The following is a 26,251-nucleotide window of genomic DNA, read 5'->3' as shown; positions in this document are numbered from 1 at the left end:
GCGAGAGGTCCAGGGTGGTGCGGCACGTCCGGTGGTGGAGGTCCGGCGGCGCGTTGCGCGGGCGGCCGGGTGTCATCAGCAACCGTAGCGGGTGGTCCGCCCCGCCGCGCATTCCTCGGGAGGTGGCCCTGCGGGGCATCACCCGCGCCGCGCCGTCTCGTCACCGTGCGTCGTCGCGGCGGAGGGAGCGCACGGGCTGTGGCACGCTGGGCCGACCATGAGTGAGGTCACACCGTCATCGCGCGCGGCGTCCGGCGCGCCGGACGCTCCGCTTTCCCGCCGCGCCGAGGTGGCCGAGGGGATCCGCCTGTCCGGGCCGGCGGGGCTGGGACTGGTGCCGCTGGGCGTGGCCTTCGGGATGCTCGTCGTGCAGGCCGGCCTGCCTGGGTGGACGGCCCCGCTGCTGTCCCTGGTGGTGTTCGCCGGCTCGGTGGAGCTGCTCATGGTGAGCCTGCTCGTCGCCGGGACGTCCCTGGTGGGGATCGCCGTGACCGTGTTCCTGCTCAACTTCCGGCACGTGTTCTATGCGTTCAGCTTCCCGCTGCGTGTGGTGCGGAACCCGTTGGCGCGGCTGTACTCGATGGGCGGGCTCATCGACGAGGCCTACGCCATCACCGCCGCCCATCCCCGCGGCTGGACGGCCCCGCGCCTGCTCGCCACCCAGATCAGCCTCCACCTGTACTGGGTGGCCGGCGGTCTGGTGGGCGTCGTGGCGGCGGGGCTGCTGCCGGCGCCGGTGGAGGGCCTCGAGTTCGCGCTCACCGCGCTGTTCATCGTCCTCGCCCTCGACGCCGCCCGCACCCGCCGCCACGTCCCGCTCGTGCTCGCTGCGGCGGCCGCCGTCGGGGTGGGGCTCGTCGTCGCGCCGGGCGCGCTGCTGGTCGCCTCGTTCCTCGGGTTCGCGGCGGCGCTGGCGGCGGCGCACGTCGCCGCCGAGAGCGGCGTGGCCCTGCCTCTGCCGGCGGTCGATGCGCCCGGCGCCTCGGCTCCCCGGGCCGCGGGCGGGGAGCCGGGCGGGCCCACAAGGGCGGACGGGGAGGGGGGACGATGATCGACGGGGCCGTGCACCCCGGGTACATCGTGGCGGCGGCCCTGGTGTCCGGCGGCGTGACCTTCCTGCTGCGAGCCCTGCCGTTCGCCCTGCTGCGCCCGCTTCGCGAGTCCGGACTCGTGGCGCGCCTGGCCGTGTGGATGCCCGCCGGGATCCTGACGATCCTCGCGGTCGTGATGATCCTCGACTCCGCCGCCCTCGCCCCCGGCGACCCGGTCGACTGGCCGCGCATCCGCTGCGCGCTCGCGGCGAGCGCCGTGACCGTGCTCGTCCACCTGCTCGGCGGGCGGCGCACCCTGCTGTCCATCGGGGCGGGGACGCTGGCCTACGTGCTGCTCGTGAACCTGGCCCTCTGAGACGCCCGCCGAACGGGACGCCGCCGACGTCGCCTGGCGAAGGAGGCCTCTGCCCGGCCGGTCCTCTCCGGTGTGACCGGCCGGGTCGCGGTCAGTTCCCTGCGGTGTCGGTCGAGGGCTGCGCGGAGCCGCCGGCACCCGGGCCGACGCCGTCGGTGTCGTCGTAGACGTCGAGGGTGCCGCCGTAGTTGGCCACCCAGACCTGGCCGGTGGGCTCGTCGTAGGTGACGCCGACGGTGTTCTCGCCGGCCGGCTTCGTGTCGAGGATCTCGAGGGTCTCGGCATCGATCTTGGTCACCGTGGAGGCCTCGTAGTTGACGACGTACAGCGCCGTGCCGTCCGCGGAGATGTCCATGGAGCGCGGCTCATCCCCGGCCGACGCCGTGGCGAGGACCTTGCCGGTCGCTGCGTCCAGCTTCACGATCTGGTCGGCGCCGGCGACCGTCATGTAGAGGGTCTTCCCGTCCGGGGACAGGGTGAGGTGGCGCGGCTGGGGGCCGGTGTGCAGGACCACCTCGGCGGTGCCGGCCTCCAGGTCCACGCGGAAGAGCTTGTCCGCCCACATCGCGGTGACGTAGGCGGTCTTGTTGTCCGGCAGCACGACGGTGCCGCGAGGCATGGTGTCCAGGGGGATGGTGTGCTCGGTCTCCCCGGACCCGGTGTTGAGGACGGACAGGGTCGCGTCGCACCAGTTGGCGACCAGCAGGCGGGAATCGTCGGGGGACAGAGCCACGTACTTGGGCACCCGGCCCACCCGGTAGGCGGCGTCCCACTTCTTGTCCTTCACCGAGTACCGGTACACCAGGGAGGGGGCGATCGCCGAGCCGGCGGTGCAGTTGTCATCCGGCTTGGTGCCCGTGCCCACCCCGCCGGTCAGCTGGTAGTTGGTGACATAGGCGTACTGGCCGTCCTGGGTCCACGCTGCCTCCACCGGGGAGCCGCTGACCACGCCGGACAGACCGTCGATGCCCATCGCATCCGTGTCCACGGTGTCCTCGAGGGTCTGGACCACCTCGCGGCTCCGGGTGTCGACGAGCATGACGTTGTGCCGGTACATCATGTTGTTGGCGATCACGAGCCCGTGCTGGTTGGAGACCACCGACTTCGACGACAGGCCGGGGTCCTTGATGGTCTCCACGTGCGTCAGCGTGGTGGTGTTGGACGCCGGGAAGTCGGCCGGATCTTCGGAGGCCGACTCCTCGGCCTGGCCCTGCGCCTCACTGGCCTGGCCACGGGTGGAGGCAGCTGCGCCGGCGTCACCCTTCCCGGAGCCGCCGTCCTGGGTGGCGGAGGCGCTGGCTCCCTGCCCGTTCTCCGTCTGCCCGCCGTCCGTGCCGGCGCAGCCGGTGAGCAGCAGGCCCACGGTGAGCAGCGCGGCGGCGGGCCGCAGCGCTCGGGGGCGGGCGGCGTCGACGCCGCGCGGCGCACGAGCGTCGGCGGCGATGTCGGCAGTCTCGTGGGCGCGGTGCAGTCGAGGCATGGGGGATCTCCAAGGGCGAGGTGGTCGATCGGCACGTCCGACGGCGTCGCCGAACACAGCGCAATCATAGCGCGACGGCGGGGGCGAAGTGCCCTGGGTCTCGGTCCGAGCCACGTCCTCCAGGAGGGTCGGACCATGCCCCAGGAGGACAGTCCCGAGCTCCAGGCCCACGCGGGTGCGGACGATGCGCCAGGCGATGGCGGCGGCCGCCGGGGCGCCCGCCGGGGCGCCGTCGTCCGCGTAGGGTGGGAGGCTCCACCCCGCACGTCCCCCTGAAGAGGTGCCCCATGTCCGCCACGCCCCTCGGTTTCTGGAAGTTGCCCGCCGACGCCCAGGGCCGCGCGCGCCATCTCGCCATCGTGAGCGCACCGGAGGCCGCGCAGACGCTCCTGCTCCTCAACGACGACGGCGGCTGGCGCCGCCTGGCCGTCTTCCAGGACGAGCTCGCCGGGCGGGCCGCCGCGCGCACGGTGGACGCCCTGCTGCAGTCGGTCACCTACCTGCGGATGGGCGGGACGGACGTGCTCGACGGCGCCGACACCGCCCGGCCCGGCGTCGAGTGGGCCGGCTATGAGAAGGACTTCGAGGAGGATGACCTCGCGCAGGGCCGCGAGGTGGACGCGCGGGCCCGGCTCTGGATCCTCCCCGCCGTGGACGGTGCGAGCGTCGGCCTCAAGCTCCCCGGTCACGCACGCTACGACGATGCGGTGGCCGAGTTCGCGGACGTCGACGCGGCTCGGGCCGCCGTGGCGGCCGTGGACGAGCTCGTCGGAGCCGTGCGCCGGCGCTGACCCTGCCCGGGCCGGACGCTGCCGCCCTTCGACGGAGCGGCAGGGTTCACCGGCTGTTCATCTCGCGGGACGACCCACTCCACGGCCGTGTCCGGGCCCCGGACCATAATGGGAGCCAGAACGGTCCGCGCGAACCCCGCGCCGGAGCCCCGGAGCGGCGGCGCCGCCGCTCCGCGACCTCACCCCACCGAAGGAGAAGGCCCATGGAGCTGCTGCAGCCCGACGCCCCCCGCGAGAACCTCCGTGAGTTCATCGACAAGCTGCGGGACGGCGGCTACACGGTCACCGACGGTCACACCAACGACCCGGACCTGATCGACCCCCAGGGCCGCGCCGTGGAGACGTGGAAGGAGGACTACCCGTACGAGGAGCGGATGTCCCGCGAGGAGTACGAGCTGGAGAAGTACCGCCTCCAGATCGAGCTGCTGAAGCTGCAGTACTGGTCCGAGGACACGGGCCAGCGCCACATCCTCGTGTTCGAGGGCCGGGACGCCGCCGGCAAGGGCGGCACCATCAAGCGCTTCACGGAGCACCTCAACCCCCGCATGGCCCGGGTCGTCGCGCTCAACAAGCCCTCGGACCGCGAGCAGGGCCAGTGGTACTTCCAGCGCTACATCCAGCACTTCCCCACGGTGGGCGAGATGGTGCTCTTCGACCGCTCCTGGTACAACCGGGCCGGCGTCGAGCGCGTCATGGGCTTCTCCACGGACGAGCAGTACCGCCGCTTCATGAACCAGGTGCCCCTGTTCGAGAAGATGCTGGTCGACGACGGCATCCACCTCACGAAGTTCTGGTTCTCCGTGACCCAGACCGAGCAGCGCACCCGCTTCGCGATCCGGCAGATCGACCCCGTCCGCCAGTGGAAGCTCTCGCCCATGGACCTCGAGTCCCTGGACCGCTGGGAGGCCTACACGGACGCCAAGGAGGCGATGTTCCTGCACACGGACACGGACCACGCCCCGTGGATCTCCATCCGCTCGAACGACAAGAAGCGCGCCCGGCTCAACGCCATGCGCTACTTCCTCACGCAGTTCGAGTACGAGGGCAAGGACCACGAGGTCGTGGGTGAGCCGGACCCGCTGATCATCCGCCGCGGCCGCGACGCCGTCGGGGACTGACCCTCGGCCGCTAGGCTGGCGGGGGCGGGCGGGACTCCGCCCCCGCACGCATCCACCCCCGCACAGGAGGCTCCTCAGGCATGACCGAGCAGACGACCACCGCCCTCGCCGGCACCGCGGACATCGGCGTCACCGGGCTCGCGGTGATGGGGGCCAACCTGGCCCGCAACTTCGCGCGCAACGGCTACACCGTGGCCCTCCACAACCGCAGCCGCGGCCGGACGGACCAGCTCGTGGCCGAGCACGGCCACGAGGGCGAGTTCGTGGCCACGGGCTCGCTCGAAGAGCTCGTCGCCTCCCTCGCCGTGCCGCGCCGCGTGCTGATCATGGTCAAGGCCGGCGCCCCCGTCGACGCGGTCATCGACCAGCTCGTGCCCCTCCTGGAGGAGGGCGACATCGTCATCGACGCCGGCAACTCCCATTACGAGGACACGCGCCGCCGTGAGGCCGCGCTCGCCGCGCAGGGGCTGCACTTCGTCGGCGTCGGGGTCTCCGGCGGCGAGGAGGGCGCGCTGAACGGGCCTGCCATCATGCCGGGCGGCCCGAAGGAGTCCTACGCCGCGGTCGGCCCCATGCTGGAGCGGATCGCCGCCCAGTACGACGGCGAGCCCTGCTGCGCCTGGGTCGGCACGGACGGCGCCGGCCACTACGTGAAGATGGTCCACAACGGCATCGAGTACGCGGACATGCAGGTCATCGGCGAGGCCCACGACCTGCTGCGCCGCGTGGCCGGCATCGAGCCCGCCGCGCAGGCCGCCGTGTTCGACGCGTGGAACCGCACCGAGCTGTCCTCCTACCTCATCGAGATCACGGCCGAGGTGCTGCGCCAGACCGACGCCGCCACGGGCCGCCCGCTGATCGATGTGATCGTGGACGAGGCCGGCCAGAAGGGCACCGGCCGCTGGACCGCCATCTCGGGCCTCGACGTCGGCGCGCCCGTCGCGGCGATCGCCGAGTCGGTCTTCGCCCGCTCGCTCTCCTCGCAGCGAGAGGTCCGGGAGATCGCCCGCGAGACCCTCGTGGCGGGCGTCGACGGCGCGGGCGTGGCCGACGCCGACCGCGAGCAGTTCGTGGAGGACGTGCGCCAGGCGCTCTTCGCCTCCAAGCTCGTGGCCTACGCGCAGGGCCTGGACATGCTCTCCGCCGCCGCGGCCGAGTACGGCTGGTCGCTGGACCTCGGCACCATCGCCTCCCTGTGGCGCGACGGCTGCATCATCCGCGCCGACCTGCTGGACGTCATCATGACGGCGTTCGGCGGCCGGGACACCGACCGCCACCCCGAGCCGGGCACCCGCGCGGAGGGCCAGCCGCTGAACCTGCTGTTCGCCCCCGAGTTCACCCGCGCGATCGCCGACGCGCTGCCCGCGTGGCGCCGCGTGGTGGGCGCCGCGATCTCCGCCGGCGTGCCCGTGCCGGTCTTCTCCTCCGCCCTCGCGTACTACGACGGCCTGCGCGCCGACCGCCTGCCCGCCGCCCTCATCCAGGGCCAGCGCGACTTCTTCGGCGCCCACACCTACCGCCGCACGGACCGAGAGGGCTCGTTCCACACCCTGTGGTCCGGGGACCGCACGGAGGTGGACGGCGACGGCGTGCCCGTCGTCATGCCGCAGCCCGCCGAGGGCGACCCCACGGCCTGACGAGTCACGCCGCGGAATCGGCCGCGCCCTGCACCCCCGAGCCGGGGGTGCAGGGCGCCGTCATGAGCGGGCTCAGATGTAGAGGGCCGGCTCCACGAACTCGGCCGGGTCCACGAGGGGCACCGTCTCCTCCTTGCACGAGCGCAGCCGGTACGTGGCCGGGATGCCCGTGGCGATGGCGTCCGCCGGGGTGTCCTTCACGACGACGGCGTTCGCGCCCACCGCGGTGCCCTCGCCGATCTCCACGGGGCCGAGGATCTTCGCCCCCGCGCCGACCACCACGCCGTCGCGCAGGGTGGGGTGGCGCTTCACCCTCTCGAGCGAGCGGCCGCCGAGGGTGACGCCGTGGTAGAGCATCACGTCGTCGCCCACCTCGGCGGTCTCCCCGATGACCACGCCCATGCCGTGGTCGACGAAGAAGCGTCGTCCGATGGTCGCACCCGGGTGGATCTCGATCCCCGTCAGGGCGCGCGTCGCCTGGGAGAGCACGCGAGCCGGCGTCTTGAGGCGGTCGTGGCGCCACATCCGGTGGGCCACGCGGTGCGACCACACGGCGTGCAGCCCCGAGTACACGAGGGCCACCTCGAGATCGCCGCGCGCGGCCGGGTCGTGGCTGCGGACGGTGGCGATGTCTTCCTTCAAGCGGGAGATGAAGCCCAAGGGGTCAGGCCCTTTCGGTGACGGGGGAGCGGGGTGCGTGCGCAGAGGAGGGCGGCGGCGGTCAGCCGCGGATGTCCTCGAACAGGGGCGTGGAGATGTAGCGCTCGCCGAAGTCGCACACGACCGCGACGATCAGCTTGCCCTCGCTCTGCGGCTTGGCGGCCTCCTTCAGCGCGGCGGAGACGATCGCGCCGGTGGAGATGCCCCCGAGGATGCCCTCCTTGCGGCCCAGCTCGCGCGCGACCTCGAGGGACTCCTCGAAGGAGGCGGCGTACACCTCGTCGTACAGCTCGGTGTCCAGGATCTCCGGGACGAAGTTGGCGCCGATGCCCTGGATCTTGTGGGGGCCGGCCTTGCCGCCGGAGAGGATGGGCGAGTCGGCCGGCTCGACCGCGATGAGCTTCACGTCCGACTTCTGCTCGCGCAGGTAGCGGCCGGCGCCGGTGATGGTGCCGCCCGTGCCCACGCCGGCGACGAACACGTCCACCGCGCCCTCCGAGGCGTCCCAGATCTCCGGGCCGGTGCCGGTGTAGTGCGCCTGCACGTTGGCCTCGTTGGCGAACTGCTGGGCCCAGATGGAGTTCGGGGTGGTGCGGACGATCTCCTGCGCGCGCTCGAGGGCGCCGCGCATCCCCTCGGCGCCGGGGGTGAGCACGATCTCCGCGCCGAAGGCCTTGAGCATCACGCGTCGCTCCGTGGACATCGTCTCGGGCATCGTGAGGATCACACGGTAGCCGCGGGCGGCTCCCACCATGGCCAGGGCGATGCCGGTGTTGCCGGAGGTGCCCTCCACGATGGTCCCCCCGGGCGCCAGCGCGCCGGACGCCTCGGCGGCGTCCACGATGGCGGTGCCGATGCGGTCCTTGACCGAGTTGGCCGGGTTGTAGAACTCCACCTTGACGGCCACGTCGCCGGGCAGGCCCTCCGTCAGCCGGTTGAGACGGACGAGCGGCGTGCTGCCGACCGCCTGGGTGATGTCGTCGAGGATGCGGGCCATGGGGGACCTCCTGAGTGGGTGGAACGGGGTGGAACGGGGTGGGACGGGTCGGGACCAGGCTATGCCGGGGGAGCGGGACTCAGCCCTCGGTGAGCCACGCGGCGTAGCGTCGGCGGACGCGCGCGAGCTTCGGGTCGATGACCACCTGGCAGTAGCCGTTGCCGGGGCGACGGGTGTAGAAGTCCTGGTGGACGTCCTCGGCGGGGAACCACGGACCCGCGGGCTCGACGGTGGTGACGATCGGGCGATCGTAGTTCTCCTGCGCGCGGGCGACCTCGCGCTCGTAGAAGCGGGCCTCCTCCTCGTCGCGGGCGAACACCGCGGAGCGGTACTGCGTGCCGACGTCGTGGCCCTGGCGGTTCAGCGAGGTCGGGTCATGGCCCGTGAAGAAGAGGTCCATGATCACCTCGGCGGGCACGACGGCGGCGTCGAACCGCACGCGCACGGCCTCGGCATGGCCGGTGGTCCCGGTGCACACGGCCGCGTAGTCCGGCGCGGGAACGCGGCCTCCCGTGTACCCGGACTCGACCTCCAGGACGCCCCGCACGCGGCGGTACACGGCGTCGAGGCACCAGAAGCACCCTCCGGCCAGCGTGAGCTCGCGGGGGTCGGCGGGCGCGGCGGTGGGCTCGGGCGAGGGCGATTCGAACGCGGTCATGTCCGGAGACAGCAACCCCGCTTCCGGGTTCATTCCCGCGCCCGCCGACTCGAGCGGGCGGGAGGGAGTGCGGGAGGGGGCGGCGGTGGTCCATCATGACCCCATGACCGGTCAGCGCACAGCTTCCCACAGCCCCCTCTTCGGCGAGCGGCGCGGACCCGACCGGCGGGCCGCGGACGACGCGGCGCCCACGCTCGCGGAGGTGCTCGAGCACGTCGAGCGGCTCTGGCCCCGTTCCCTCGCCGAATCCTGGGACGCCGTGGGGCCGGTGGCCGGCCGACCCGAGGCGCCTGTGCGGCGCATCCTGTGGGCCGTGGACCCCGTGCGCACGGTGGTGGACGAGGCTGTGGAGGCCGGTGCCGACCTCGTCATCACGCACCACCCCCTCCTGCTGCGCGGGGTGACCAGCGTGGCCGCCACGGGGCATGGTGCGGCGTACAAGGGAGAGCTCCTCCACACCCTGATCGAGCACGGCATCGGGCTCGTGGCCGCCCACACCAACGCGGACTCGGCCGTGGGCGGAGTCTCCGACGTGCTCGCCCAGGCGATCGGCCTTGAGGACCTGCGGCCGCTCCAGCCGTCCGGGGCCGGCACGGACGCGGAGGGCATCGGCCGCGTCGGCGTGCTGCCCGCCCCCGTGAGCCTCGCGGAGCTGGCGGGCCGTGTGCACCGGGTGCTGCCCGGCGTCGCCGGCGGGGTGCGCGCAGCCGGGGACGCCGAGGGCGAGGTCCGCACCGTGGCGGTGTGCGGCGGTGCGGGGGACAGTCTGTTCGACGCCGTGCGCGCGAGCGGGGCAGACGCGTACGTGACCGCCGACCTGCGCCACCACCCGGCCTCCGAGGCGCGCGAGGCCGCCCGTCTCACGGGCGGCCGCCCGTTCCTGGTGGACGTCTCCCACTGGGCGAGCGAGTGGCTGTGGCTGCCCGTGGGCGCCCGCGCCCTCGAGGAGGCCCTGCACGCGGCGGGCCGCACCGTCGAGTCGATCGTGTCCACCCGGGTGACCGACCCGTGGGACTACGTCATCACCGAGAGGAACGCACCGTGACCGCTCTGACAGCGCCCCCCGCCGTCCAGGCAAGGCTCCTGGAGCTGCAGGACCTGGACACCCGGATCCTCCAGGCCAGGACCGCGCTTGCGCGCCTGCGCACCGACGCCGAGCACGCAGAGCGCCAGGAGGCGGCCCGCGCCGCCGAGGAGGCGCTCGCGGACGCCACCGCCGCGTCCGAGGAGGCCGACCGGCAGGCGGCCTCCGCCTCGGAGAAGGCCGCGGCAACGCGCGCCCGCCGTGACCGCACCCGGGAGCGGCTCGCCGCATCCGGCACCTCCTCCCGCGACCTCGAGGGCCTGGCCCATGAGGAGCAGACGCTCGAGGCCCTCCTGGCGGAGCACGAGGAGGCCGCCCTCGTGGCGATGCAGTCCGCGGACGCCGCCGAGCAGGCCGTCCGCGCGGCGCAGGCGAGCCTGGCGGAGGCGCGTCACGCCGTCGGCGAGCGGGTGGCCCACCTGCGCGCCACGGGCCAGCAGGTCACCCTCGAGGGGCGCGAGCTCACGGCCCACCGTGCCGCCCTCGCGGGCCTGCTCCCCGCCCCGCTCCTCGCCCTCTACGAGAAGGCCCGCGAGGCCAACGGGGGCATCGGGGCCGCGCGCCTCATGGGACGCTGCTCCAGCGCGACCGGCATGGAGCTCTCCCCGGCCGACATCGCCCGGATCACGGCGCTGCCGCCCGAGGCCGTGGCGCGCTGCCCGGAGTCGGGCGCGATCCTCGTGCGCGGCTGAGCTCGCCGACGTCGGCGGGGTTCTGCAGGGTGCGGCGCAGCGCTGCCCGGCGCGTGCCGACGCGCCCATCAGTACAGTGGAGGGTCGGCGCGCCGCCCGGCGCGCCCGGTGAGACGAGGAGGCCGTGGTGGCGGAACGAGTCCTGCAGGTGGAGGCCGACGGCGGCTCCCGCGGCAACCCCGGCGTGGCCGGCTACGGCGCGCTCGTGCGCGACCCCGCCACCGGCGAGGTCCTCATGACGGACGCGGCGCCGCTCGGCAGGGCCTCCAACAACGTGGCCGAGTACTCGGGCCTCGTGGCCGGTCTGCGGATGGCGGCGATGATCGACCCCACCGCGCGCGTGCACGTGCTCATGGACTCCAAGCTCGTGGTCGAGCAGATGTCCGGGCGCTGGAAGATCAAGCACGAGGACATGCGCCGCCTCGCCGCCGACGCCCGGGCGATCGCCCCGGCGGGCCGCGTGACGTACGAGTGGATCCCGCGGGCCAAGAACAAGGACGCCGACCAGCTCTCGAACGAGGCCATGGACGCGGGCGCGCGCGGCGGGTCCTGGGACGCCGGCGCCTCGAAGATCGCGGTCGCCGCGCCGCGGGCCGACGCCGACGAGCGCGCCGCCGCCCCGGAGGCCGCCGCGGACGAGCGTGCCGACGCCGCTCCCGCGACGGAATCGGGACCGCGTCCGACCGGCTCGCTGCACCACGTGGAGGTCTGGGTGGCGGACCTGGACGCCGCGACCCGGACCCTCGGCTGGCTGTTCACCCAGCTCGGCTACGTCCCGCACGGCGGCTGGGACGAGGGTCAGACCTACCAGGGCGCGGGCCACTACCTCGTGCTCGAGGCCGGGCCGGACGTGAGCGGCGGGGCGCACGAGCGCACCCGCCCGGGGCTGAACCACCTCGCCTTCCAGGCCGGTTCCCGCGCCCGCGTCGACGAGCTCACCGCCGCTGCGCGGGAACGGGGCTTCCGTCTCCTGTTCGCGGACCGCCACCCCCATGCCGGCGGGCCCGACCACTACGCCGCCTACCTCGAGACGGCCGACGGCTTCGAGGTGGAGCTCGTGGCCACGGGGGACTGAGCCGGCGTCAGGACTCGGGCAGCACCACGCGCAGGGAGCCGGCCCTCGCGTCCGTCGGGGCGTCGAGCTCCACCTCCCACTGCGGTCCGCCGTCGCCCGCCCCGGCCGCGGCCACCACGTCCGCCGCGCGCTCCGGCGTGGACGCGGCGCGGGGTCCCGCCTCGAGCAGCGCGCGGGCCACGAGGCCGCGGGTGTGCTTGGCGAAGTGGGAGACCACGGTGCGCCGACCCTCGCGCAGCTGCAGCACGTCCACGCCCACGGTCCGCGCGGCCGGGGCCTTCCAGAGGGCGGCGTAGCCCCCCGAGCGGCAGTCGACCACGGGGCCGCCGGCGCAGTCGGCCAGGGTGTCCAGGGCGGGCGTCAGCCGGGGCCGCCACCACGCGGCCAGACCGGGCATCTCCGGCAGCCGCGCCCCGGCCGACAGGCGGTGGGCGGGGATGCGGTCCGCGAGGGCGGTGGCGCCGAAGAGCGCCGAGAACACCAGGACGTCCGTGCGGGCCCGCCGCTTGGCGGCGGGGGAGAGCGAGGCGTGGTCGAGGGCGTCGAAGAGCACGCCCGTGTACACGCGGTGCCCCGGCGCCGCGGGTGCGTCCCGCAAGGTGCGGTTCGCGGCCACCTCCGCCGCGAGCGACGCCCCGACACCGAGCAGCTCCAGTGCGTCCGGACGCACGGACGCCGCGGCGACGCGGTCCAGCAGCTCCTCGCGTGCGCCCGAGACGTCCGGCGAATCGGCGAGCGCGAGGGAGGCGAGGTCCAGGGGCGCCCCCGAGCGGGGCGGGGTCTTGCCCTCGGAGGGCGGCAGCAGGATCAGCACCGGTCCAGCCTAGTCAGCAGGACCCGTCGCCGGCCCGTCCGCCCACGGCGATTCCCGCCCACCCGGGTGGGCTCCGTCGTCGCGGACTGGCAGAGTGGGGGCCAACGGTCCGCAGACGGCGGGCCGGCGCCGCGACGAGCCCGGGAGGCCCCATGGAGACGATGGCCGTCTATGCGTGGGTCTTCCCCGCCGCCCTGCTGGCCATGGCCGCCGCGATCGCCGTCGGCGTGCGCTCGAGCGGACGCACGCGCACCCGCTCTTCGGAGGTGGAGACCCGCCTGCGGGAGCGCACCTTCACGGGCGCGGACCGGGTGAGCCTGGAGTGGCCGCGGGACCGCCGTCGGCCCACGCTGGCCACGGTCGTCTCCCTGGGCGAGATGTACGGGTACGGACTCGTGGACCGCATCGAGCGCGAGCACGTCATCGAGCTCCGCTTCGAACGTCTCCGCGACGACGACGCCCTCTGAACCGCCGCCCCGTTCCCCGATTCCAGGAGCCCCCGTGGAGATCCTCATCGCCCTCGTCGGCGGACTGCTCGTACTGTTCTTCCTCGCCGTCACGGTGTTCGGCGTGGCCAAGGCGCTGCAGCGTCGGAACCGGGCGCGCGCGGCGCGCCGGGGGATGGATGAGGGGACGGACCGGCGGTAAGCCGGGTTCTGTGTCCCCGCGCGGGTTGCCCCCCGCGGGGTGACGGCCATCCATCTGGGCCCGCCATTGCTGACGGGCTCGAGCGGCCAACCCGGACGCTGGGGCGAGCAGCCCTCGTGACGCGCCCTGTTCGGCCTTGCACCGGATGGGGTTTACCTAGCCGACCCCGTCACCGGGGCCGCTGGTGGTCTCTTACACCACCCTTTCACCCTCACCGCCGCGCCGAGGCGCGGAGGCGGTCTTCTCTCTGTGGCACTGGCCCGCGGGTCTCCCCGGGTGGGCGTTGCCCACCATCCTGCTCTGCGGTGCCCGGACTTTCCTCGCGCCCGCTCATGGAGCGGGCACGCGGCCGTCTGCCGATCCGTCCCGGCCTGCCACTCTACCCGCCCGGACGCCCCGGGCCCGTGCGCGCGGGCCGCTCCGCATAGAATGGGCGGTGTCCGCGGACGACGAGGTCCCGGAGGGTCCGTGCCCGCACGTGCCCGCACAGGCTTGAAGGAAGGACTCCCGTGGCAGACACCGCCTCGACCCAGACCCCCGAGTGGAACACGCAGCAGGAGCTCGCCGAGAAGATGGTGCCGCTGCTGGGCAGCCTCTACCGCGAGCACAACGTGGTCACCAGCATCCACGGGCGCACCCTCGTGAACCGCGGCGTGATCGACATCATCAAGGCGCACCGCTTCGCCCGTCGCATCGACGAGACCGTGCTCCCCGTGGAGGAGACGTACGCGCTGGTCCAGGGCCTGTCCTCCATGGACCTCGGTGCCGCCTCCGTGGACCTGGCCAAGCTGGCCGCCAAGTTCAAGAAGCAGGGCGGTGACCTCCAGGCCTTCCTCGACGCCGAGTTCGCGGACGTCAAGGGCAAGGGGGGCGAGGGCCTCGGCCGCGCGCAGGACGTCGTGCTCTACGGCTTCGGCCGCATCGGGCGCCTGCTGGCCCGCATCATCCTCGGCCAGGCCGGGGGCGGCTCCGCGCTGCGCCTGCGCGCCGTGGTGGTCCGCAAGAACTCGGACGACGACCTGATCAAGCGCGCCTCCCTGCTGCGCCGCGACTCCATCCACGGCGCCTTCGAGGGCACCATCACCGTGGACGAGGCCCGCAACGTCATCACCGCCAACGGCACCGAGATCCAGGTCATCTACTCGAACGACCCGACCACCGTGGACTACACGTCCTACGGCATCGAGGACGCGATCGTGGTGGACAACACCGGCCGCTGGCGCGACGACGAGGGGCTGTCCCAGCACCTCCAGGCCAAGGGCGTCAAGAAGGTCCTGCTCACCGCCCCGGGCAAGGGTGAGATGAAGAACATCGTCTACGGCGTGAACTCGGAGGACATCCTCCCCGAGGACACCATCATCTCGGCGGCCTCCTGCACCACCAACGGCATCACCCCGGTGCTCAAGGTCATCCAGGACGAGTACGGCATCGACCACGGCCACGTGGAGACCGTGCACGCCTTCACCAACGACCAGAACCTGACGGACAACTTCCACAAGGGCTCTCGCCGCGGCCGCGCCGCCGGCCTGAACATGGTCATCACCGAGACGGGCGCCGCCAAGGCCGTGGCCAAGGCGCTGCCCGAGCTCAAGGGCAAGCTCTCCGGCAACGCCATCCGCGTCCCCACCCCGGACGTGTCCATGGCCATCCTGAACCTCGAGCTGAAGACGCCCACCTCGGTGGACGAGCTGAACGACCGCCTGCGTCAGGAGTCCCTGACCGGCGAGCTGCACAGCCAGATCGACTACATCGACTCCCCGGAGGTCGTCTCCACGGACTTCGTGGGCTCCAACCGCGCCGGCATCGTGGACGGCCTCGCGACCCTCGTGAACAACGCGGGCAAGAACGCGATCCTCTACGTCTGGTACGACAACGAGTACGGCTACTCGCACCAGGTGGTGCGCTGCGTGAAGAAGATGGCGGGCCAGGACCTGCCGGTCTTCCCGCGGGCCTGACCGGCCCGGCCTGAGTCCTCAGGCCACCACGACGACGGCGCCGCCGCCTCCCGCTGGGAGGCGGCGGCGCCGCGGTCGTTCCGGAGGAGCTCAGTCCTGGGCGTGCTCGTGGGCGCAGTCAGGACCGTCGCACTCGTGGTCGACCTCGCCGTGGCCGAACGGGTCCGGATCCGTGCCAGGGAGCCACGTCACGCCGGGACGGTTCATGCGCTCGGCGCGCTGCGCGCGCTTCCAGCGCCGCGCCCACTTCCCCTCGAGGCGGTTCACGTAGAGGGTGCCGTTGAGATGGTCGTACTCGTGCTGCATCACGCGGGCGAACCAGCCCTCGGCCTCGAACTCGAACAGCTCGCCGTCCACGCGCTGGCCTGCCAGGCGCACGCGGGAGGAGCGCTGCAGCGGGTAGCCGTGGCCGGGCACGGACAGGCAGCCCTCGGTGTGCTCGTCCTCGTCGGGGGCCTCCTGGGGGGCCTTGTCCAGGTAGGTCAGGACGGGGTTGATCACGTGCCCCACGTTCGGCGCGTCGCCCGTGTCCGGGAACGTCCACGTGAAGATGCGCAGGCCCACACCCACCTGCGGGGCCGCCAGGCCCACGCCGTTGGCGACGTCCTGCGTGAGGTACATGTCCTCGACCAGCTGGCGGATGCCGTCGTCGATCACCTCGACCTCCGCCGCGCGGGTGTGCAGCACGGGCTCGCCGTAGACGGTGATGGGACGGATGGAGGCCATGGCGCTGCGCTTCCCGGCCCGGGCTGCGGGCCTGCGTGGGTAGGGGACGGGGGAGTGTCCAGCCTACCGCCGGGGACACCACGACGACGGCGCTCACTCCGCGGCAAGCGCCTCCAGCGCATCCGGGTCCAGCAGCGTCACCCGCGGGCCCTCGATGGCGATCAGGCCGTCATCGGCGAGGCGGCGCAGCCCGCGGCTGAACGCCTCGGGGGTGGTGCCCAGCAGTGAGGCGACGTCCTTCTTCGGCGCGGCCAGCACCACAACGAGGTCGGCCTCGTCCCGGACGGCCGGCAGGCCGAGCAGATGTCCGGCGATCCGCGCGGTGACAGGCTGACGCTCCCAGGCCAGCCGTTGTTCAGCCTCGGCCAGGCGGACGGCCAGCGTCCGCATCACGCGTCCCCCGATGCCCGGATGCTCGGCCAGGAGTCGGGCGACCGCGGCATGGGAGAAGGTGCACAGGCGGGTCGCGACCACGGCGCGCGCCCCGTGCCGGGCCGGCTCGCCCGTGAGGAACTCGTGCTCGCCCACGGAGTCGCCGGGCTCGACCATCCGCACCACGCGTTCCCGGCCGGTCGCTGAGCCGAGCGTCAGCGCCAGGCGGCCGGTGTGCACGACACACAGGCGGTCCGTGCGGTCGCCTGCCAGATGCAGGGCATCGCCGGCCTCGAGCACGATCGGCCGCGCCAGGGCGGAGACCCGGCGCAGCTGTTCCAGGCCCAGCCCGGTGAACAGCGGGACCCGGGCCGCGCACGGCTCTGGTTCATCCACGGGGATGAGGGGCAGGTCGATACGCACGCCATCAGCCTCCCACACGGCGGCTTGACCGCGGTCAAGGCGTACCTGCCTTCCCCTTCGTAGCGTCAGTGACATCCCCGGAGGACGGGGATCGGACCGGGCGCCCGCCCCGTCCGCTCAGCCTCACCGGCGGCCGCGCCGGTGACGACCGACTGGAGTGACCATGACCCCCACCACGCACACCCTGCTCCGCGCCGAGGGCTTCAGCTGCCCCTCGTGCGTCCGGAAGATCGAGAAGGCCCTCGACGCCCTGCCCGGCGTGTCCGGCGCGCAGGTCCACTTCGAGACCCAGCGCATCGAGGTCGACCACGACCCGCAGACCACCACCGCCCAGGACCTCGTCGAGGCCGTCGCCGAGGTCGGCTACACCGCCCGGCCGTCGGCCTTCTGACACCGCCCCGCCCCCGACGAACGGAGCCCGCCATGTCCACCCCCGCTGTCACACACCCGGGCCGCACCCGTGCCCGGTTCGCGTTGTCCCGCCGCTGGCGGCGTCCCGTGGTGGCCGGCCTGCTGATCGCCGTCTCACTCGTGCTGGCGCCCGAGCAGCTGGCCCACGGGACCGGACACCTCGTGGCGGCGGGCCTGATGCTCGCCGCCGCCGTCGTGGCCGGCCTGCCGATCGCGCGCGACGCGATCGCCGCCCTGCGGGTGAAGACCGTCGGCATCGACCTGCTCGTCGCCACCGCCGCGATCGGCGCGTCCCTGCTCGGCAATTTCTGGGAGGCCGCCGCCGTGACCTTCCTCTTCGCCCTCGGCCACGGCCTCGAGGACGCGACCCTGTCTCAGACTCGCTCGGCGCTCGCGGACCTCGTGTCCACGGCGCCCGAGACCGCCGTCGTCGTCGACGCAGACGGGACGCAGCGCACCGTGCCCGCCCACGAGGTGGCCCCCGGCGCGACCGTCCTCGTCAAGGCCGGCGCCCGAGTGCCGGTGGACGGCGTGGTGCTCACCGGGGTCGGCGCCGTGGACGAAGCATCCATCACGGGCGAGTCCATCCCGGCGGAGAAGACCGACGGCGACGCCATGTACGCGGGCACCGTCGCCACGGCAGGCCTGCTGCAGGTGCAGGCCCGGGGCGTGGGCGCCGACACCACGCTGGCGCGCATCATCCACCGCGTCGAGGCGGCGCAGGAGGCCCGTGCGCGGACCCAGCAGTTCATGGACCGCTTCTCCCGCTGGTACACCCCGGCGATCATGGTGCTGGCCTTCGCGACCGGCCTGATCACGCGGGACATCCCCCTGGCCCTGACCCTGCTGGTCATCGGCTGCCCGGGCGCCCTCGTGATCTCCATCCCGGTCGCGATCGTGGCGGGGATCGGCCGCGGCGCCAAGGACGGCGTGCTCATCAAGGGAGGGGAGTTCCTTGAGCGCTCCGCGAAGGTCGACGCCGTCGCCGTCGACAAGACCGGCACCCTCACGTCGGGCACCCCCGAGCTGACAGACGTCGTCGCGTTCGAGCCCGGGGCCGAGGACGAGGTGCTGCGCTGGGCCGCACGGCTCGAGGCGGCCTCGGACCACCCGCTGGCCGCGCCGGTCGTCGCGGCGGGCGGGGAGCGCGGCCTGCTGGACGGCCCGCTGGCCACCGATGTGGACGTCGTCCTCGGCCGCGGGCTCACCGGAGAGGTGGACGGCCGTGTCGTCGCCGTGGGCAACGTGGCGCTGCTGCGCGAGCGCGGCGTGGAGCCGGCCGCGACCGACCGGGTCGAGACCGTCGCGACCGAGCTTGCGGAGGCGGGCCGGACCCCGGTGGCGGTCGTCGTCGACGGCATCCCGCTCGGCGTCCTCGCCATCGCAGACACCCTCCGGCCCGAGGCCGCGGGCATGATCCGGGCGCTGCACGGGATCGGCGTCCGCGAGGTCGTGATGCTGACCGGCGACCAGCCCGGCGTCGCGCAGGCCGTGGCCCGGCAAGTGGGCGTCGACGACGTGCGGGCAGGCCTGCTGCCCCAGGACAAGCTCGAGGCGATCGAGGCCCTGCAGGCCGAGGGCCGCGTCGTCGCGATGGTCGGTGACGGCGTCAACGACGCCCCGGCCTTGGCGACGGCGGACATCGGCGTGGCCATGGGCGCGGCCGGCTCCGGCGTGGCCATCGAGACCGCGGACATCGCCCTGATGGGCGACCGGCTCGAGCGGCTGCCGCAGGCGCTCGAGCTGGCCCGGCGCACGGTGCGGGTGATGCGGCAGAACATCGCGATCTCCCTCGTGACCGTCGTGGCCCTGCTGGCCGGCGTCTTCATCGGCGGCGTCACGATGGCCGTCGGCATGCTCGTGCACGAGGCGTCCGTGCTGCTGGTCATCGTGAACGCGATGCGCCTGCTGCGGCGCCCGGGTCAGCCCAGGTCCACGACCTCGAACTCGAGCAGGTCGGCGCCCGTGGCCACGGGGGCCGGGCGGCCGCCCTGCTCGGCGGCGTGAGCGGCGGGCATGCGCCCGTCCCGCCAGCGCTGGAAGTCCTCCTCCGAGGCCCACGTCGTGACCACGAAGTAGCGGTCCTCGCCCGCCGTGGGCCGCAGCAGCTGGAACCCCTCGAAGCCCGGCTCCTGGTCCACCGCGTGCTTGCGGGCAGCGAACCGCTTCTCAAGTTCCGGGCCGGCGCCCTCGGGGACGGTGATGGCGTTGATCTTCACGACGGACACGGTGGCCTCCTGGAGACGGGACGGTGGGGGAGGGCGGGTGCCCTCCTGCCCTGCCAGGGTAGACCCCCGCCCGGCACTACCAGGAGCGCAACCACGGACACGACAAGGCCCCCGGAATCTGCATGATTCCGGGGGCCTCGGTGGGGTGAGCGACGGGGATTGAACCCGCGACCTTCTGGACCACAACCAGACGCTCTGCCGACTGAGCTACGCCCACCATGCATGCTCCCGATGGGGGTGACCCGTGCGGAGCAGCGGGTACTACTGTACACGATCCTGAGGTTCGCCCGCGCCAGCGGTGATCCGGGCCGAGATCGAGCGGGCCTCGTCCGACGTCGGGCCGGGGGCCGGGAGCATGACGGCCTCGCGGTAGTAGCGCAGCTCGGTGATCGAGTCCCGGATGTCGCCGAGGGCGCGGTGGCCGCCCGTCTTCGCCGGCGCCTGGTAGTAGGCGCGCGGGTACCAGCGGCGCGCGAGCTCCTTGAGCGTGGAGACGTCCACGATCCGGTAGTGCAGGTGCTCCACGACGCGCGGCATGTACCGGGACAGGAACAGCTTGTCCTGGCCCACGGAGTTGCCGGCCAGCAGGGCCCTGCCCGCGGGCACGCGCTCGGCGATGTAGGCCAGCACCCGCTCGGCGGCCTCCTCGAGGGGGAGCCCGGACTCGAGCTCCTCGATCAGTCCGGACGTGGTGTGCATGTCCCGGACGAACGGGTCCATCTGGGCGAGGGCGGCCGCGGTCGGGCGGATCACGAGGTCCACCCCCTCGTCGAGGAGCTCGAGCTCGGAGTCCGTGATGAGCACGGCCACCTCCACCAGCACGTCGACGTCCGGGTCCAGGCCGGTCATCTCGCAGTCGATCCAGACCAGCGGGGCGCGCTCCGGCGCGGGGGTGTTCGTGTCGCTCATGGAATCCAGGCTACTCGTGGTCCACGATGATAGATTCGCCGTCAGTCCCACCCCGGGTTCCGACCCGGCCCGCACGGAAGGACACGCCCCATGAGCGCGCCCACCCCGCCGCCGTCGTCCCCGTCGGGGGAGCGGCCGGCGCCCGGCGGCGCGAGCGCAGCTCCGCGGCCGCTCGGCCCGGGCGGCTCGCCGCGCGTCCCGCTCCTCGTCGGGCTCCTGGGGTCCCTCCTGGTGGTGGCGGGCTCCTACAGCGTGGGCTGGCTCGCGTCCGTCTCCCCCCTGAACCGCTGGCAGTGGCTCATCCCGTGGCGCACGGACGAGGCGGGCGTCCTCACCGGCATCACGCTCCTCACCCTCGGCTTCTGGCTCCTGTTCTGGGCCTGGATCCGTCTCGGCCAGACCGTGGACCCGCGCGGCGGCGGGACGGTGGGCACCATGACCTGGGCGTCGGCCCTGTGGAGCGCCCCCCTGCTGGTGGCGCTGCCCATCCTGAGCCGGGACATGTACGCGTACGTGGCCCAGGGGCGCATGATGGCGGCCGGGAAGAACCCCTACGAGGACAGCATCTCCGACGTCTCGAACTGGCTCCAGCTCGGTGCGGACTCCATGTGGGCCTACGACGGCACCCCCTACGGGCCCGTCTTCCTGTGGGTGGAGCAGGCGATGGTGAACGCCAGCGGGGGAGAGAACCCGGACCTGGCCATCGTGCTCTTCCGCCTCGTGGCGGTGCTCGGCGTGGTCCTCACCGCGGTCTTCGTGCCCCTGCTCGCACGCCGCACGGGGACGCCGCCCGGCTGGGCGCAGTGGCTCACCACCGCCAACCCGCTCGTCATCATCCACTTCGTCGCCTCCGGCCACAACGACGCCCTCATGGTGGGCCTGGCGCTCGCCGGCACGTGGTGCGCCCTGCGCGCCGGGCGCCCGGAGCGGCCCCAGTCAGCGCTCGCCTCGGCCGGGTGGGGCCTGGCCGGCGTCCTCCTCGTGACCCTCTCGCTCGGCGTCAAGCCCATCACCGTGGTGCTCCTGCCGTTCATCGGCCTGCTGTGGGCGGGCCCCCGAGCCGGGTGGCCCCGTCGCTTCGCCTCCTGGGCGGCGACGGCGGTGACCTCCGCCCTCATCATGCTCGCGGTGGGGCACGCCAACGGCTACGGCTTCGGCTGGGTGTCCGTCATGGCGAGCACGGGCACGGGCACGTCCCCGTGGGCGCCCATCGGCATGCTCTCCAGCGTGACCATCGGGGTCCTGGAGGCGCTCGGGAACGATGTGGACCGCAGCGGCATCGAGGGCCTCTACAAGACGGCCGGGCGCCTCCTCTCGGTGCTCGTGGTGGCCGTGCTCATGTTCCGGGGCCGCCAGGACCGGATCCTGCCTCGGATGACGTGGGCGTTCACTGCACTGGTGGTGCTCTCCCCGGTGATCCACCCGTGGTACCTGCTGTGGCTGCTGCCCTTCTTCGCCGTGATCGGCATCCCGGACGACTGGCGGCTGACGTGGGTGTTCTTCACCGTGTGCTTCTTCCTCACCTACGGCGCCCAGGACCAGCTGTTCACGTGGCCGTTCCTGGAGATCGCGGGCGAGGTGAAGGTCGTCTCGCTGGCGGTCTCGGCCCTGTGCCTCGTGTGGATCCTGCTCCTGGACCCGCACACGCGGCACGTCCTGCGCGGCAGGATGCCCGGCCGTCACGAGCTCTGGACGGTCGCCCGCAGCGTGAGGCGTCGGCCGGAGGTCCGGTGAAGCACGGCGCCGAGGCGCCGGATCCCCGTGCGGCCGTGCGGGAGGGGACCGTCGCCGCCGTGCTCATCATGGTCGCCTCGTGGGGCGTGGGGTGGCTGCCGATGACCACGGACACCGTCTTCGCCGGCACGCGGCTGCTCAACCCGCTGCGCGCCAACCTCGTGGGCGTGATCGGGTGCGCGGTCCTGCTGGCGGTCGGCTGCCTGCTGCTGGCCCGCGCGTGGCTGCGGCTCGGGCGCGCCCTGCGGGGCCGCTGGGACTCCCAGGGCTCAGCGGTGACGCGCGCGGCGTGGCAGTGGTCCCTCCCGATGCTGGGCGCCTTCCCCATCTTCTCCCGGGACGTCTACTCGTACCTCCAGCAGGGGCGGGTGGTGGCGCTCGGGCTGGACCCCTACCGGGAGGGCGTCTCCCGGCTGCCCGGGTGGTTCATGCAGGGGGCGGACTCCATCTGGGCCGAGTCCCCGTCTCCGTACGGCCCGCTGTTCCTGCTCTTCGCGGAGGGGGCGTGGCGGTTCTCCGGAGGGAACATCGAGCTCGGGGTGCTGTGCTTCCGGCTCCTCGCCCTGGCCGGGATGGCCCTGTGCCTGTGGGCCGTGCGCCGCCTCGCGGACGCGGCGGGCCGCGGTGGCCGCTGGGCCGCGTGGCTGTGCGTGGCGAACCCGCTGTTCCTGCTCTACATGGTGGCCGGCGCCCACAATGACGCCCTCATGAGCGGCCTCATGCTGGCCGGTCTCCTGCTGCTGGTGCGCCTTCCGCGCCGTCGCATCCACGGACTGTGGGGCCTCGTGCTCATCTCGCTCTCGGTGGCCATCAAGCCGCTGACCGCGCTGGCCCTGCCGTTCGCCGCCCTCCTGCTGCCCGCCGGCTGGGCGCCCTTCCGCGCCGGCGGGCGGCCGCCTCGGCGCCGCGAGCGCCTCGGCTCCTGGATCACGACGGCGGCGGTCGCCCTGGCCGTCCTGACGATCCTGGGAGCGGGCACGGGGCTGTGGTTCGGGTGGGCGGCCGCCATGCTCACGAGCGGCGACGCCGCCTTCCCCTATGCGCCGGTGGGACTGGTGGGGCTCGGCCTCGGCTGGCTCATGGACGCGGTGAGCCCCGTGCCCGCCCGGTCGGCCGCGAACGCGTTCTACACGCTGATGACGCTGGCCGCGCTGGTCTTCACCGCCTGGATGGCGCTGCGCCGCCGCCCCGTGGACCCGGTGCTCTCCTCCGCCGCCGTGCTCGTCGTGGCCGTGCTCACGGCGCCCATCATCCAGCCGTGGTATCTGCTCTGGGTGCTGCCGCTGTTCGCGTGCGCCCTCCCCGGCACGCCCCGCGGACCGCTCCACCCGCGCTGGCTGGGCTGGGTGACGGCGTTGGCCGTCCTGCTGCTCATCGGCGTCGGCGTGGTGGACCAGATCTCCGTGGCCCAGTGGATGCCGCTCGCGGCCGTGCGCGGGGCGACGGCGCTCGCCGCCCTCGTCGGCATCCTCCTGATCGCGTTCCGCGACCCGTCCACCGCCGTGCTGTTCCCCGGCCGCGGCCGTGCCCCGCTCGAGACGATCGAGCCCCGCCCCGCCATCCCCCGGGAGGGACCATGAGCGACCGTGACCGCCCCGCCTCCGGCCCTGCTTCTCGCCGGGTCGCCGTCCTCCTCGGCGCGACGGCGCTGGCCGCCGGCCTCGGCCTGCTGAGCAAGCAGTGGTGCCGCGTACACGGCTGGGCCGCCCCGGGCGTGCACGTCCACCTGTGCTATTCGGACTTCGCGCAGCTGTTCCCCACGCGGGGCCTGGCCGACGGGCACTTCCCCTTCTCCGCGTCGCTGCCGACGGAGCAGTGGATGGAGTACCCGGCACTGCTGGCCGTCGTCGCGGGGGTCACCTCCTGGCTCGTGCCCGCCGGCGGGTCCCTGCACGAGCGCACCGTGGCCTACTTCGACGTGAACGCGGCGGGCGTGGTGCTCTGCTGGATGGTCACGGTGGTGGCGACGGCGTCCACGGCGCGCGGCCGGTCGCGGGACGCGCTCCTGGTGGCCCTCGCGCCGGGGGTCGTCCTGACCTCGATGCTCAACTGGGACCTGTGGGCGGTCATGCTCGCCGCCCTGGCCCTGTGGGCGTGGTCCGCGGACCACCCCACGCTCTCGGGCGCGCTCCTCGGCCTGGGCGCCGCCGCGAAGCTCTACCCCCTGTTCTTCTTCGGCGCCCTCCTGGTCCTCGCGCTGCGCACGGGCCGGTGGGCGGGATTCGGGAGGGCGCTCGCGGCGGGGACGGCGGCGTGGCTGGCCGTGAACCTCCCGTTCATGCTGACGGCGTTCGACCAGTGGGCGCGCTTCTACGCCTTCTCGGGCGAGCGTGCGGTCTCCTTCTCCTCGGTGTGGCTCGCGTTCGTCTGGACCGGATGGTCCGGGGAGACGTTCTCGCTGGTGTCGAACGGGCTGTTCGCGGTGTGCTGCGCGGGGATCGCGTGGCTGGGGCTGGCGGCCCCGGTGCGCCCTCGCCTGGCCCAGCTCTGCCTGCTGATCGTGGCGGCGTTCCTGCTCCTGGGGAAGGTGTACTCGCCGCAGTTCGTGATGTGGCTGATCCCGCTCGTCGTCCTCGCGACGCCGCGGCGCCGGATGTTCTGGGCCTGGCAGGTCGTGGAGGTCTACCACTGGGCCGGAGTCTGGATGGAGTCCGCGCGCATCACGTCCGGCGGGACGTTCGGCGGGGCCTGGGCCACCCTCTGGTACGGCTCGGGAGTGGTGCTGCACGTGGCCGCCGTCGCCTGGATCTGCGTCACCGTCATTCGTGACGTCCTCGACCCGGCGCGGGACCCGGTGCGACGCACCGCCCTCGAGCGGGGCACGCCGTGCGTCGCCCCGGGCATCGCGGAGGACCCGAACGCGGGCCCGTTCTGGGGCGCGCCGGACGGCCCGCTGGCCGCCGCCGTTCAGCGGTGGCGGAGGTAGTCCGAGCACGTCGGGTCCACCGCGCGCCCCGGGTGGTGGAGCACGATCACCCCGTCCTCGGACCACACCCGTTGGAAGCCGAGGGCGCGGGCGCGTTCCAGGACCTGCCCGGGTGTCAGCGGGTCCCACCCGCCGGGCTCCTCCTCCTGCAGGTCCACGATGGTCCAGGTGGCCAGCTCGTCGCCGATGTCCCCGGCGAGGCCCACGTACGTCCGCGTGGTCAGGTGGGGGATGACGTGGTCCGGGGCCTCGACGCACACGCCGTCCGGGATGAGGGAGACCGCGCGGTCGAGGCTGCGCGCGTGCGCCGTGACCGCCATGTCCCCCGTGAGGGTGCGGTGGAACGGGAAGACGAGCGGGAACACGGCCGTGCCGAGCAGCGAGACGCCCAGGGCCGCGGCGACGAGCACCGTGGGCAGCCGCCGCAGCTCCTCCCGCCGGGCCGCCAGCCGGTGCGCCGCCTCGAGCGCGGCCATCAGGAGGATGGGCGCCAGGATGGCGTCGTACTGGAAGACGGGGCTCCACACGGTGAGCCGGTCGTTGAAGAGGCGAGAGAGCAGGACGGGCATCGCCAGCAGCGTCAACGGGCTGAGGAGCGGCAGGAGCAGCAGGGGCACGAGGTGCAGGAGCAGCAGGGCGATCTTCAACGGGTGGTCCACCAGCACCCCGACGGCGGAGAGCGGCCGCGTGAGGATGAACAGGAGGGAGGAGGGAAGGTCCGGGCCGAGCGCCGTGAACTGCCAGTAGCCGAAGCTCCCCGTGGGGGAGAAGCGGGGGATGGCGACGGACGTGGCGAACCAGTAGCCGGCCACGCCCAGGACCGCGGTGACGGCGGCCTGCACCCGGTGGCCGCGGATCGCGAGCACCAGCGCCACCGCCACGAGCGTGACGCCCATGTCCTCGCGCACCGTGAGGAGGCTCGCGGCGAGCGCCGTGACGGTCCACGGGCGGCCCCCGTCCAGGGCCCAGACCAGCCACGCCATGAGGGGCACGCCCAGGGTGATCTCGTGGAAGTCCCAGTTGACCATGGCCTGGAAGGGCCAGGAGAGCAGCAGCGCCGCGGCCGCGCCCAGGGCGAGGCCGTGGCCCGACCGGCGGCGGGCGAACAGGTACACCGGCACCGCGGCCAGCGCGAGGGCCAGCGCCATGACGATCCCGAGCACGCGGGGGTCGTCCCAGATCCAGTAGGCGGGCGCCAGCAGGGCGAGGACCGGGTGGAAGTGGTCGCCCAGGAGGTGGAAGCCCACCCCCTTGACCGGCACGATCGGTGGCTTGAAGAGGGCGTACTGCCGGATCGCCTGGTCGAAGATCCCCAGGTCGTAGCCCTTCGACTCGTAGGCCCGGTGGCGCAGGAACGAATGGGTCACGGCCAGGGCCGTGAACGCGGCCAGCAGCAGCGCGAGGTGCCATCGCTCCCGCGGAGCGGGCCACGCGCGCCGGCGATCCAGGGGGGGCCTCCTCATGCTCGGGCCTCCTGACGCTCGGGACGACGACGACGGTGCACGG

25 protein-coding genes, 1 tRNA gene and 1 other RNA gene are annotated in these 26,251 nt (G+C 73.5%); 15 read left to right on the top strand and 12 right to left on the bottom strand.

The annotated features are described in order from the left end of the window. The first annotated feature begins 217 nt into the window (after positions 1-217). Positions 218-1,051, top strand: coding sequence for an AzlC family ABC transporter permease (locus tag KZX60_RS00360; protein ID WP_248115039.1), 834 nt, complete (start codon positions 218-220; stop codon positions 1,049-1,051). Beyond that, positions 1,048-1,407 (top strand): AzlD domain-containing protein, encoded by a 360-nt coding sequence (locus tag KZX60_RS00355; RefSeq protein WP_248115038.1) that lies wholly within the window; start codon positions 1,048-1,050, stop codon positions 1,405-1,407. The genes KZX60_RS00360 and KZX60_RS00355 overlap by 4 nt, the downstream gene beginning before the upstream one ends. Positions 1,408-1,498: 91 nt before the next feature. On the opposite strand, the gene KZX60_RS00350 is transcribed toward KZX60_RS00355, so the two are convergent. After that, a complete protein-coding gene (locus KZX60_RS00350) occupies positions 1,499-2,887 on the bottom strand; it encodes a YncE family protein (protein ID WP_248115037.1) in 1,389 nt (462 codons plus the stop codon). 287 nt (positions 2,888-3,174) lie between these two features. Between KZX60_RS00350 and KZX60_RS00345 the strand changes: the two genes are divergently transcribed. From KZX60_RS00345 to gndA, 3 genes are all read left to right on the top strand, one after another. Next, positions 3,175-3,678: a hypothetical protein gene (locus KZX60_RS00345; RefSeq protein WP_248115036.1), complete on the top strand. Its 504-nt coding sequence runs from the start codon at positions 3,175-3,177 to the stop codon at positions 3,676-3,678. Positions 3,679-3,881: 203 nt separating this feature from the next. Then, on the top strand, positions 3,882-4,796 hold the full coding sequence (gene ppk2, locus KZX60_RS00340; protein ID WP_248115035.1) for a polyphosphate kinase 2: 915 nt from the start codon (positions 3,882-3,884) through the stop codon (positions 4,794-4,796). An 80-nt stretch (positions 4,797-4,876) separates the two neighbouring features. Next, entirely contained in the window at positions 4,877-6,433 is a 1,557-nt protein-coding gene (gene gndA / locus KZX60_RS00335) for an NADP-dependent phosphogluconate dehydrogenase (RefSeq protein WP_248115034.1), read from the top strand. Between the two features lie 72 nt (positions 6,434-6,505). On the opposite strand, the gene epsC is transcribed toward gndA, so the two are convergent. The 3 genes from epsC to msrA form a co-directional block, all read right to left on the bottom strand. After that, on the bottom strand, positions 6,506-7,093 hold the full coding sequence (epsC, locus tag KZX60_RS00330) for a serine O-acetyltransferase EpsC (RefSeq protein ID WP_248115032.1): 588 nt from the start codon (positions 7,091-7,093) through the stop codon (positions 6,506-6,508). A 61-nt stretch (positions 7,094-7,154) separates the two neighbouring features. Further along, the gene (gene cysK / locus KZX60_RS00325; RefSeq protein ID WP_248115030.1) at positions 7,155-8,090 is read right to left on the bottom strand and encodes a cysteine synthase A; all 936 of its coding nucleotides are present in this window, start codon (positions 8,088-8,090) and stop codon (positions 7,155-7,157) included. A 79-nt stretch (positions 8,091-8,169) separates the two neighbouring features. Further along, positions 8,170-8,748 carry a peptide-methionine (S)-S-oxide reductase MsrA gene (gene msrA / locus KZX60_RS00320; RefSeq protein WP_248115028.1) on the bottom strand — a complete coding sequence of 193 codons (579 nt, stop codon included), beginning with the start codon at positions 8,746-8,748 and terminating at the stop codon, positions 8,170-8,172. Positions 8,749-8,851: 103 nt separating this feature from the next. On the opposite strand from msrA, the gene KZX60_RS00315 reads away from it, so the two are divergent. The 3 genes from KZX60_RS00315 (at position 8,852) to KZX60_RS00305 (ending at position 11,599) form a co-directional block, all read left to right on the top strand. Beyond that, positions 8,852-9,793, top strand: a complete 942-nt coding sequence (locus KZX60_RS00315; protein WP_248115026.1) for a Nif3-like dinuclear metal center hexameric protein — start codon at positions 8,852-8,854, stop codon at positions 9,791-9,793. Continuing rightward, positions 9,790-10,524 carry a DNA-binding protein gene (locus KZX60_RS00310; RefSeq protein ID WP_248115024.1) on the top strand — a complete coding sequence of 245 codons (735 nt, stop codon included), beginning with the start codon at positions 9,790-9,792 and terminating at the stop codon, positions 10,522-10,524. The genes KZX60_RS00315 and KZX60_RS00310 overlap by 4 nt, the downstream gene beginning before the upstream one ends. A gap of 127 nt (positions 10,525-10,651) precedes the next feature. Continuing rightward, positions 10,652-11,599: a reverse transcriptase-like protein gene (locus tag KZX60_RS00305; RefSeq protein ID WP_248115021.1), complete on the top strand. Its 948-nt coding sequence runs from the start codon at positions 10,652-10,654 to the stop codon at positions 11,597-11,599. Between the two features lie 7 nt (positions 11,600-11,606). Here the strand turns inward: KZX60_RS00305 and KZX60_RS00300 are convergent, their stop codons facing one another. Then, positions 11,607-12,413, bottom strand: coding sequence for a peroxide stress protein YaaA (locus KZX60_RS00300; protein WP_248115019.1), 807 nt, complete (start codon positions 12,411-12,413; stop codon positions 11,607-11,609). A 152-nt stretch (positions 12,414-12,565) separates the two neighbouring features. On the opposite strand from KZX60_RS00300, the gene KZX60_RS00295 reads away from it, so the two are divergent. Next, positions 12,566-12,880 carry a hypothetical protein gene (locus tag KZX60_RS00295; RefSeq protein ID WP_248115017.1) on the top strand — a complete coding sequence of 105 codons (315 nt, stop codon included), beginning with the start codon at positions 12,566-12,568 and terminating at the stop codon, positions 12,878-12,880. A gap of 162 nt (positions 12,881-13,042) precedes the next feature. Here KZX60_RS00295 and rnpB read toward each other — a convergent pair. Then, an RNA gene (rnpB, locus tag KZX60_RS00290) (RNase P RNA component class A) lies at positions 13,043-13,426 on the bottom strand. A gap of 144 nt (positions 13,427-13,570) precedes the next feature. Between rnpB and KZX60_RS00285 the strand changes: the two genes are divergently transcribed. Further along, on the top strand, positions 13,571-15,016 hold the full coding sequence (locus tag KZX60_RS00285) for a glyceraldehyde-3-phosphate dehydrogenase (protein WP_248115015.1): 1,446 nt from the start codon (positions 13,571-13,573) through the stop codon (positions 15,014-15,016). Between the two features lie 90 nt (positions 15,017-15,106). Here KZX60_RS00285 and def read toward each other — a convergent pair whose 3' ends face one another. Together def and KZX60_RS00275 are read right to left on the bottom strand one after the other, a co-directional pair. Next, on the bottom strand, positions 15,107-15,742 hold the full coding sequence (gene def / locus KZX60_RS00280; protein ID WP_248115012.1) for a peptide deformylase: 636 nt from the start codon (positions 15,740-15,742) through the stop codon (positions 15,107-15,109). 93 nt (positions 15,743-15,835) lie between these two features. Further along, on the bottom strand, positions 15,836-16,537 hold the full coding sequence (locus KZX60_RS00275; protein ID WP_248115010.1) for a Crp/Fnr family transcriptional regulator: 702 nt from the start codon (positions 16,535-16,537) through the stop codon (positions 15,836-15,838). Between the two features lie 163 nt (positions 16,538-16,700). Between KZX60_RS00275 and KZX60_RS00270 the strand changes: the two genes are divergently transcribed. Both KZX60_RS00270 and KZX60_RS00265 read left to right on the top strand, forming a co-directional pair. Then, positions 16,701-16,928, top strand: a complete 228-nt coding sequence (locus KZX60_RS00270; RefSeq protein WP_248115007.1) for a heavy metal-associated domain-containing protein — start codon at positions 16,701-16,703, stop codon at positions 16,926-16,928. A 107-nt stretch (positions 16,929-17,035) separates the two neighbouring features. Continuing rightward, positions 17,036-18,955, top strand: a complete 1,920-nt coding sequence (locus KZX60_RS00265; protein WP_248115312.1) for a cation-translocating P-type ATPase — start codon at positions 17,036-17,038, stop codon at positions 18,953-18,955. Here KZX60_RS00265 and KZX60_RS00260 read toward each other — a convergent pair. The 3 genes from KZX60_RS00260 to orn form a co-directional block, all read right to left on the bottom strand. Continuing rightward, the gene (locus KZX60_RS00260; protein WP_126860527.1) at positions 18,871-19,176 is read right to left on the bottom strand and encodes an antibiotic biosynthesis monooxygenase; all 306 of its coding nucleotides are present in this window, start codon (positions 19,174-19,176) and stop codon (positions 18,871-18,873) included. The genes KZX60_RS00265 and KZX60_RS00260 overlap by 85 nt on opposite strands. Before the next feature lie 141 nt (positions 19,177-19,317). Next, positions 19,318-19,393, bottom strand: a tRNA-His gene (locus KZX60_RS00255). A gap of 44 nt (positions 19,394-19,437) precedes the next feature. Next, positions 19,438-20,085 (bottom strand): oligoribonuclease, encoded by a 648-nt coding sequence (orn, locus tag KZX60_RS00250; protein ID WP_248115005.1) that lies wholly within the window; start codon positions 20,083-20,085, stop codon positions 19,438-19,440. 90 nt (positions 20,086-20,175) lie between these two features. Here orn and mptB (KZX60_RS00245) point away from each other — a divergent pair, with 90 nt between their 5' ends. From mptB (KZX60_RS00245) to KZX60_RS00235, 3 genes are read left to right on the top strand one after another with little or no spacing between them, the layout of a single operon-like run. Next, positions 20,176-21,819 (top strand): polyprenol phosphomannose-dependent alpha 1,6 mannosyltransferase MptB, encoded by a 1,644-nt coding sequence (gene mptB / locus KZX60_RS00245; protein ID WP_248115003.1) that lies wholly within the window; start codon positions 20,176-20,178, stop codon positions 21,817-21,819. Next, positions 21,816-23,399 (top strand): polyprenol phosphomannose-dependent alpha 1,6 mannosyltransferase MptB, encoded by a 1,584-nt coding sequence (mptB, locus tag KZX60_RS00240; protein WP_248115001.1) that lies wholly within the window; start codon positions 21,816-21,818, stop codon positions 23,397-23,399. The genes mptB (KZX60_RS00245) and mptB (KZX60_RS00240) overlap by 4 nt, the downstream gene beginning before the upstream one ends. After that, a complete protein-coding gene (locus KZX60_RS00235) occupies positions 23,396-24,745 on the top strand; it encodes a glycosyltransferase 87 family protein (RefSeq protein ID WP_248115000.1) in 1,350 nt (449 codons plus the stop codon). Before mptB (KZX60_RS00240) ends, KZX60_RS00235 begins: the two co-directional genes overlap by 4 nt. Here the strand turns inward: KZX60_RS00235 and KZX60_RS00230 are convergent. Next, the gene (locus KZX60_RS00230; protein WP_248114998.1) at positions 24,727-26,208 is read right to left on the bottom strand and encodes a DUF2079 domain-containing protein; all 1,482 of its coding nucleotides are present in this window, start codon (positions 26,206-26,208) and stop codon (positions 24,727-24,729) included. The two genes, KZX60_RS00235 and KZX60_RS00230, sit on opposite strands and share 19 nt — an antisense overlap. Between the last annotated feature and the right edge of the window lie 43 nt (positions 26,209-26,251).

The organism is Micrococcus sp. EYE_212 (assembly GCF_023147585.1).
In the GTDB taxonomy this organism is placed as follows: Bacteria; Actinomycetota; Actinomycetes; order Actinomycetales; family Micrococcaceae; genus Micrococcus.
Note: the sequence above shows the minus strand (reverse complement) of the source record. Positions and strands in the feature narration are given on the sequence as shown.

Coding starts and splice junctions, on each gene's coding strand:
- KZX60_RS00360 (WP_248115039.1), top strand. CDS start 218: ATGAGTGAGGTCACACCGTCATCGCGCGCGGCGTCCGGCGCGCCGGAC.
- KZX60_RS00355 (WP_248115038.1), top strand. CDS start 1,048: ATGATCGACGGGGCCGTGCACCCCGGGTACATCGTGGCGGCGGCCCTG.
- KZX60_RS00350 (WP_248115037.1), bottom strand. CDS start 2,887: ATGCCTCGACTGCACCGCGCCCACGAGACTGCCGACATCGCCGCCGAC.
- KZX60_RS00345 (WP_248115036.1), top strand. CDS start 3,175: ATGTCCGCCACGCCCCTCGGTTTCTGGAAGTTGCCCGCCGACGCCCAG.
- ppk2 (WP_248115035.1), top strand. CDS start 3,882: ATGGAGCTGCTGCAGCCCGACGCCCCCCGCGAGAACCTCCGTGAGTTC.
- gndA (WP_248115034.1), top strand. CDS start 4,877: ATGACCGAGCAGACGACCACCGCCCTCGCCGGCACCGCGGACATCGGC.
- cysK (WP_248115030.1), bottom strand. CDS start 8,090: ATGGCCCGCATCCTCGACGACATCACCCAGGCGGTCGGCAGCACGCCG.
- msrA (WP_248115028.1), bottom strand. CDS start 8,748: ATGACCGCGTTCGAATCGCCCTCGCCCGAGCCCACCGCCGCGCCCGCC.
- KZX60_RS00315 (WP_248115026.1), top strand. CDS start 8,852: ATGACCGGTCAGCGCACAGCTTCCCACAGCCCCCTCTTCGGCGAGCGG.
- KZX60_RS00295 (WP_248115017.1), top strand. CDS start 12,566: ATGGAGACGATGGCCGTCTATGCGTGGGTCTTCCCCGCCGCCCTGCTG.
- def (WP_248115012.1), bottom strand. CDS start 15,742: ATGGCCTCCATCCGTCCCATCACCGTCTACGGCGAGCCCGTGCTGCAC.
- KZX60_RS00270 (WP_248115007.1), top strand. CDS start 16,701: ATGACCCCCACCACGCACACCCTGCTCCGCGCCGAGGGCTTCAGCTGC.
- orn (WP_248115005.1), bottom strand. CDS start 20,085: ATGAGCGACACGAACACCCCCGCGCCGGAGCGCGCCCCGCTGGTCTGG.
- mptB (WP_248115003.1), top strand. CDS start 20,176: ATGAGCGCGCCCACCCCGCCGCCGTCGTCCCCGTCGGGGGAGCGGCCG.
- KZX60_RS00235 (WP_248115000.1), top strand. CDS start 23,396: ATGAGCGACCGTGACCGCCCCGCCTCCGGCCCTGCTTCTCGCCGGGTC.
- KZX60_RS00230 (WP_248114998.1), bottom strand. CDS start 26,208: ATGAGGAGGCCCCCCCTGGATCGCCGGCGCGCGTGGCCCGCTCCGCGG.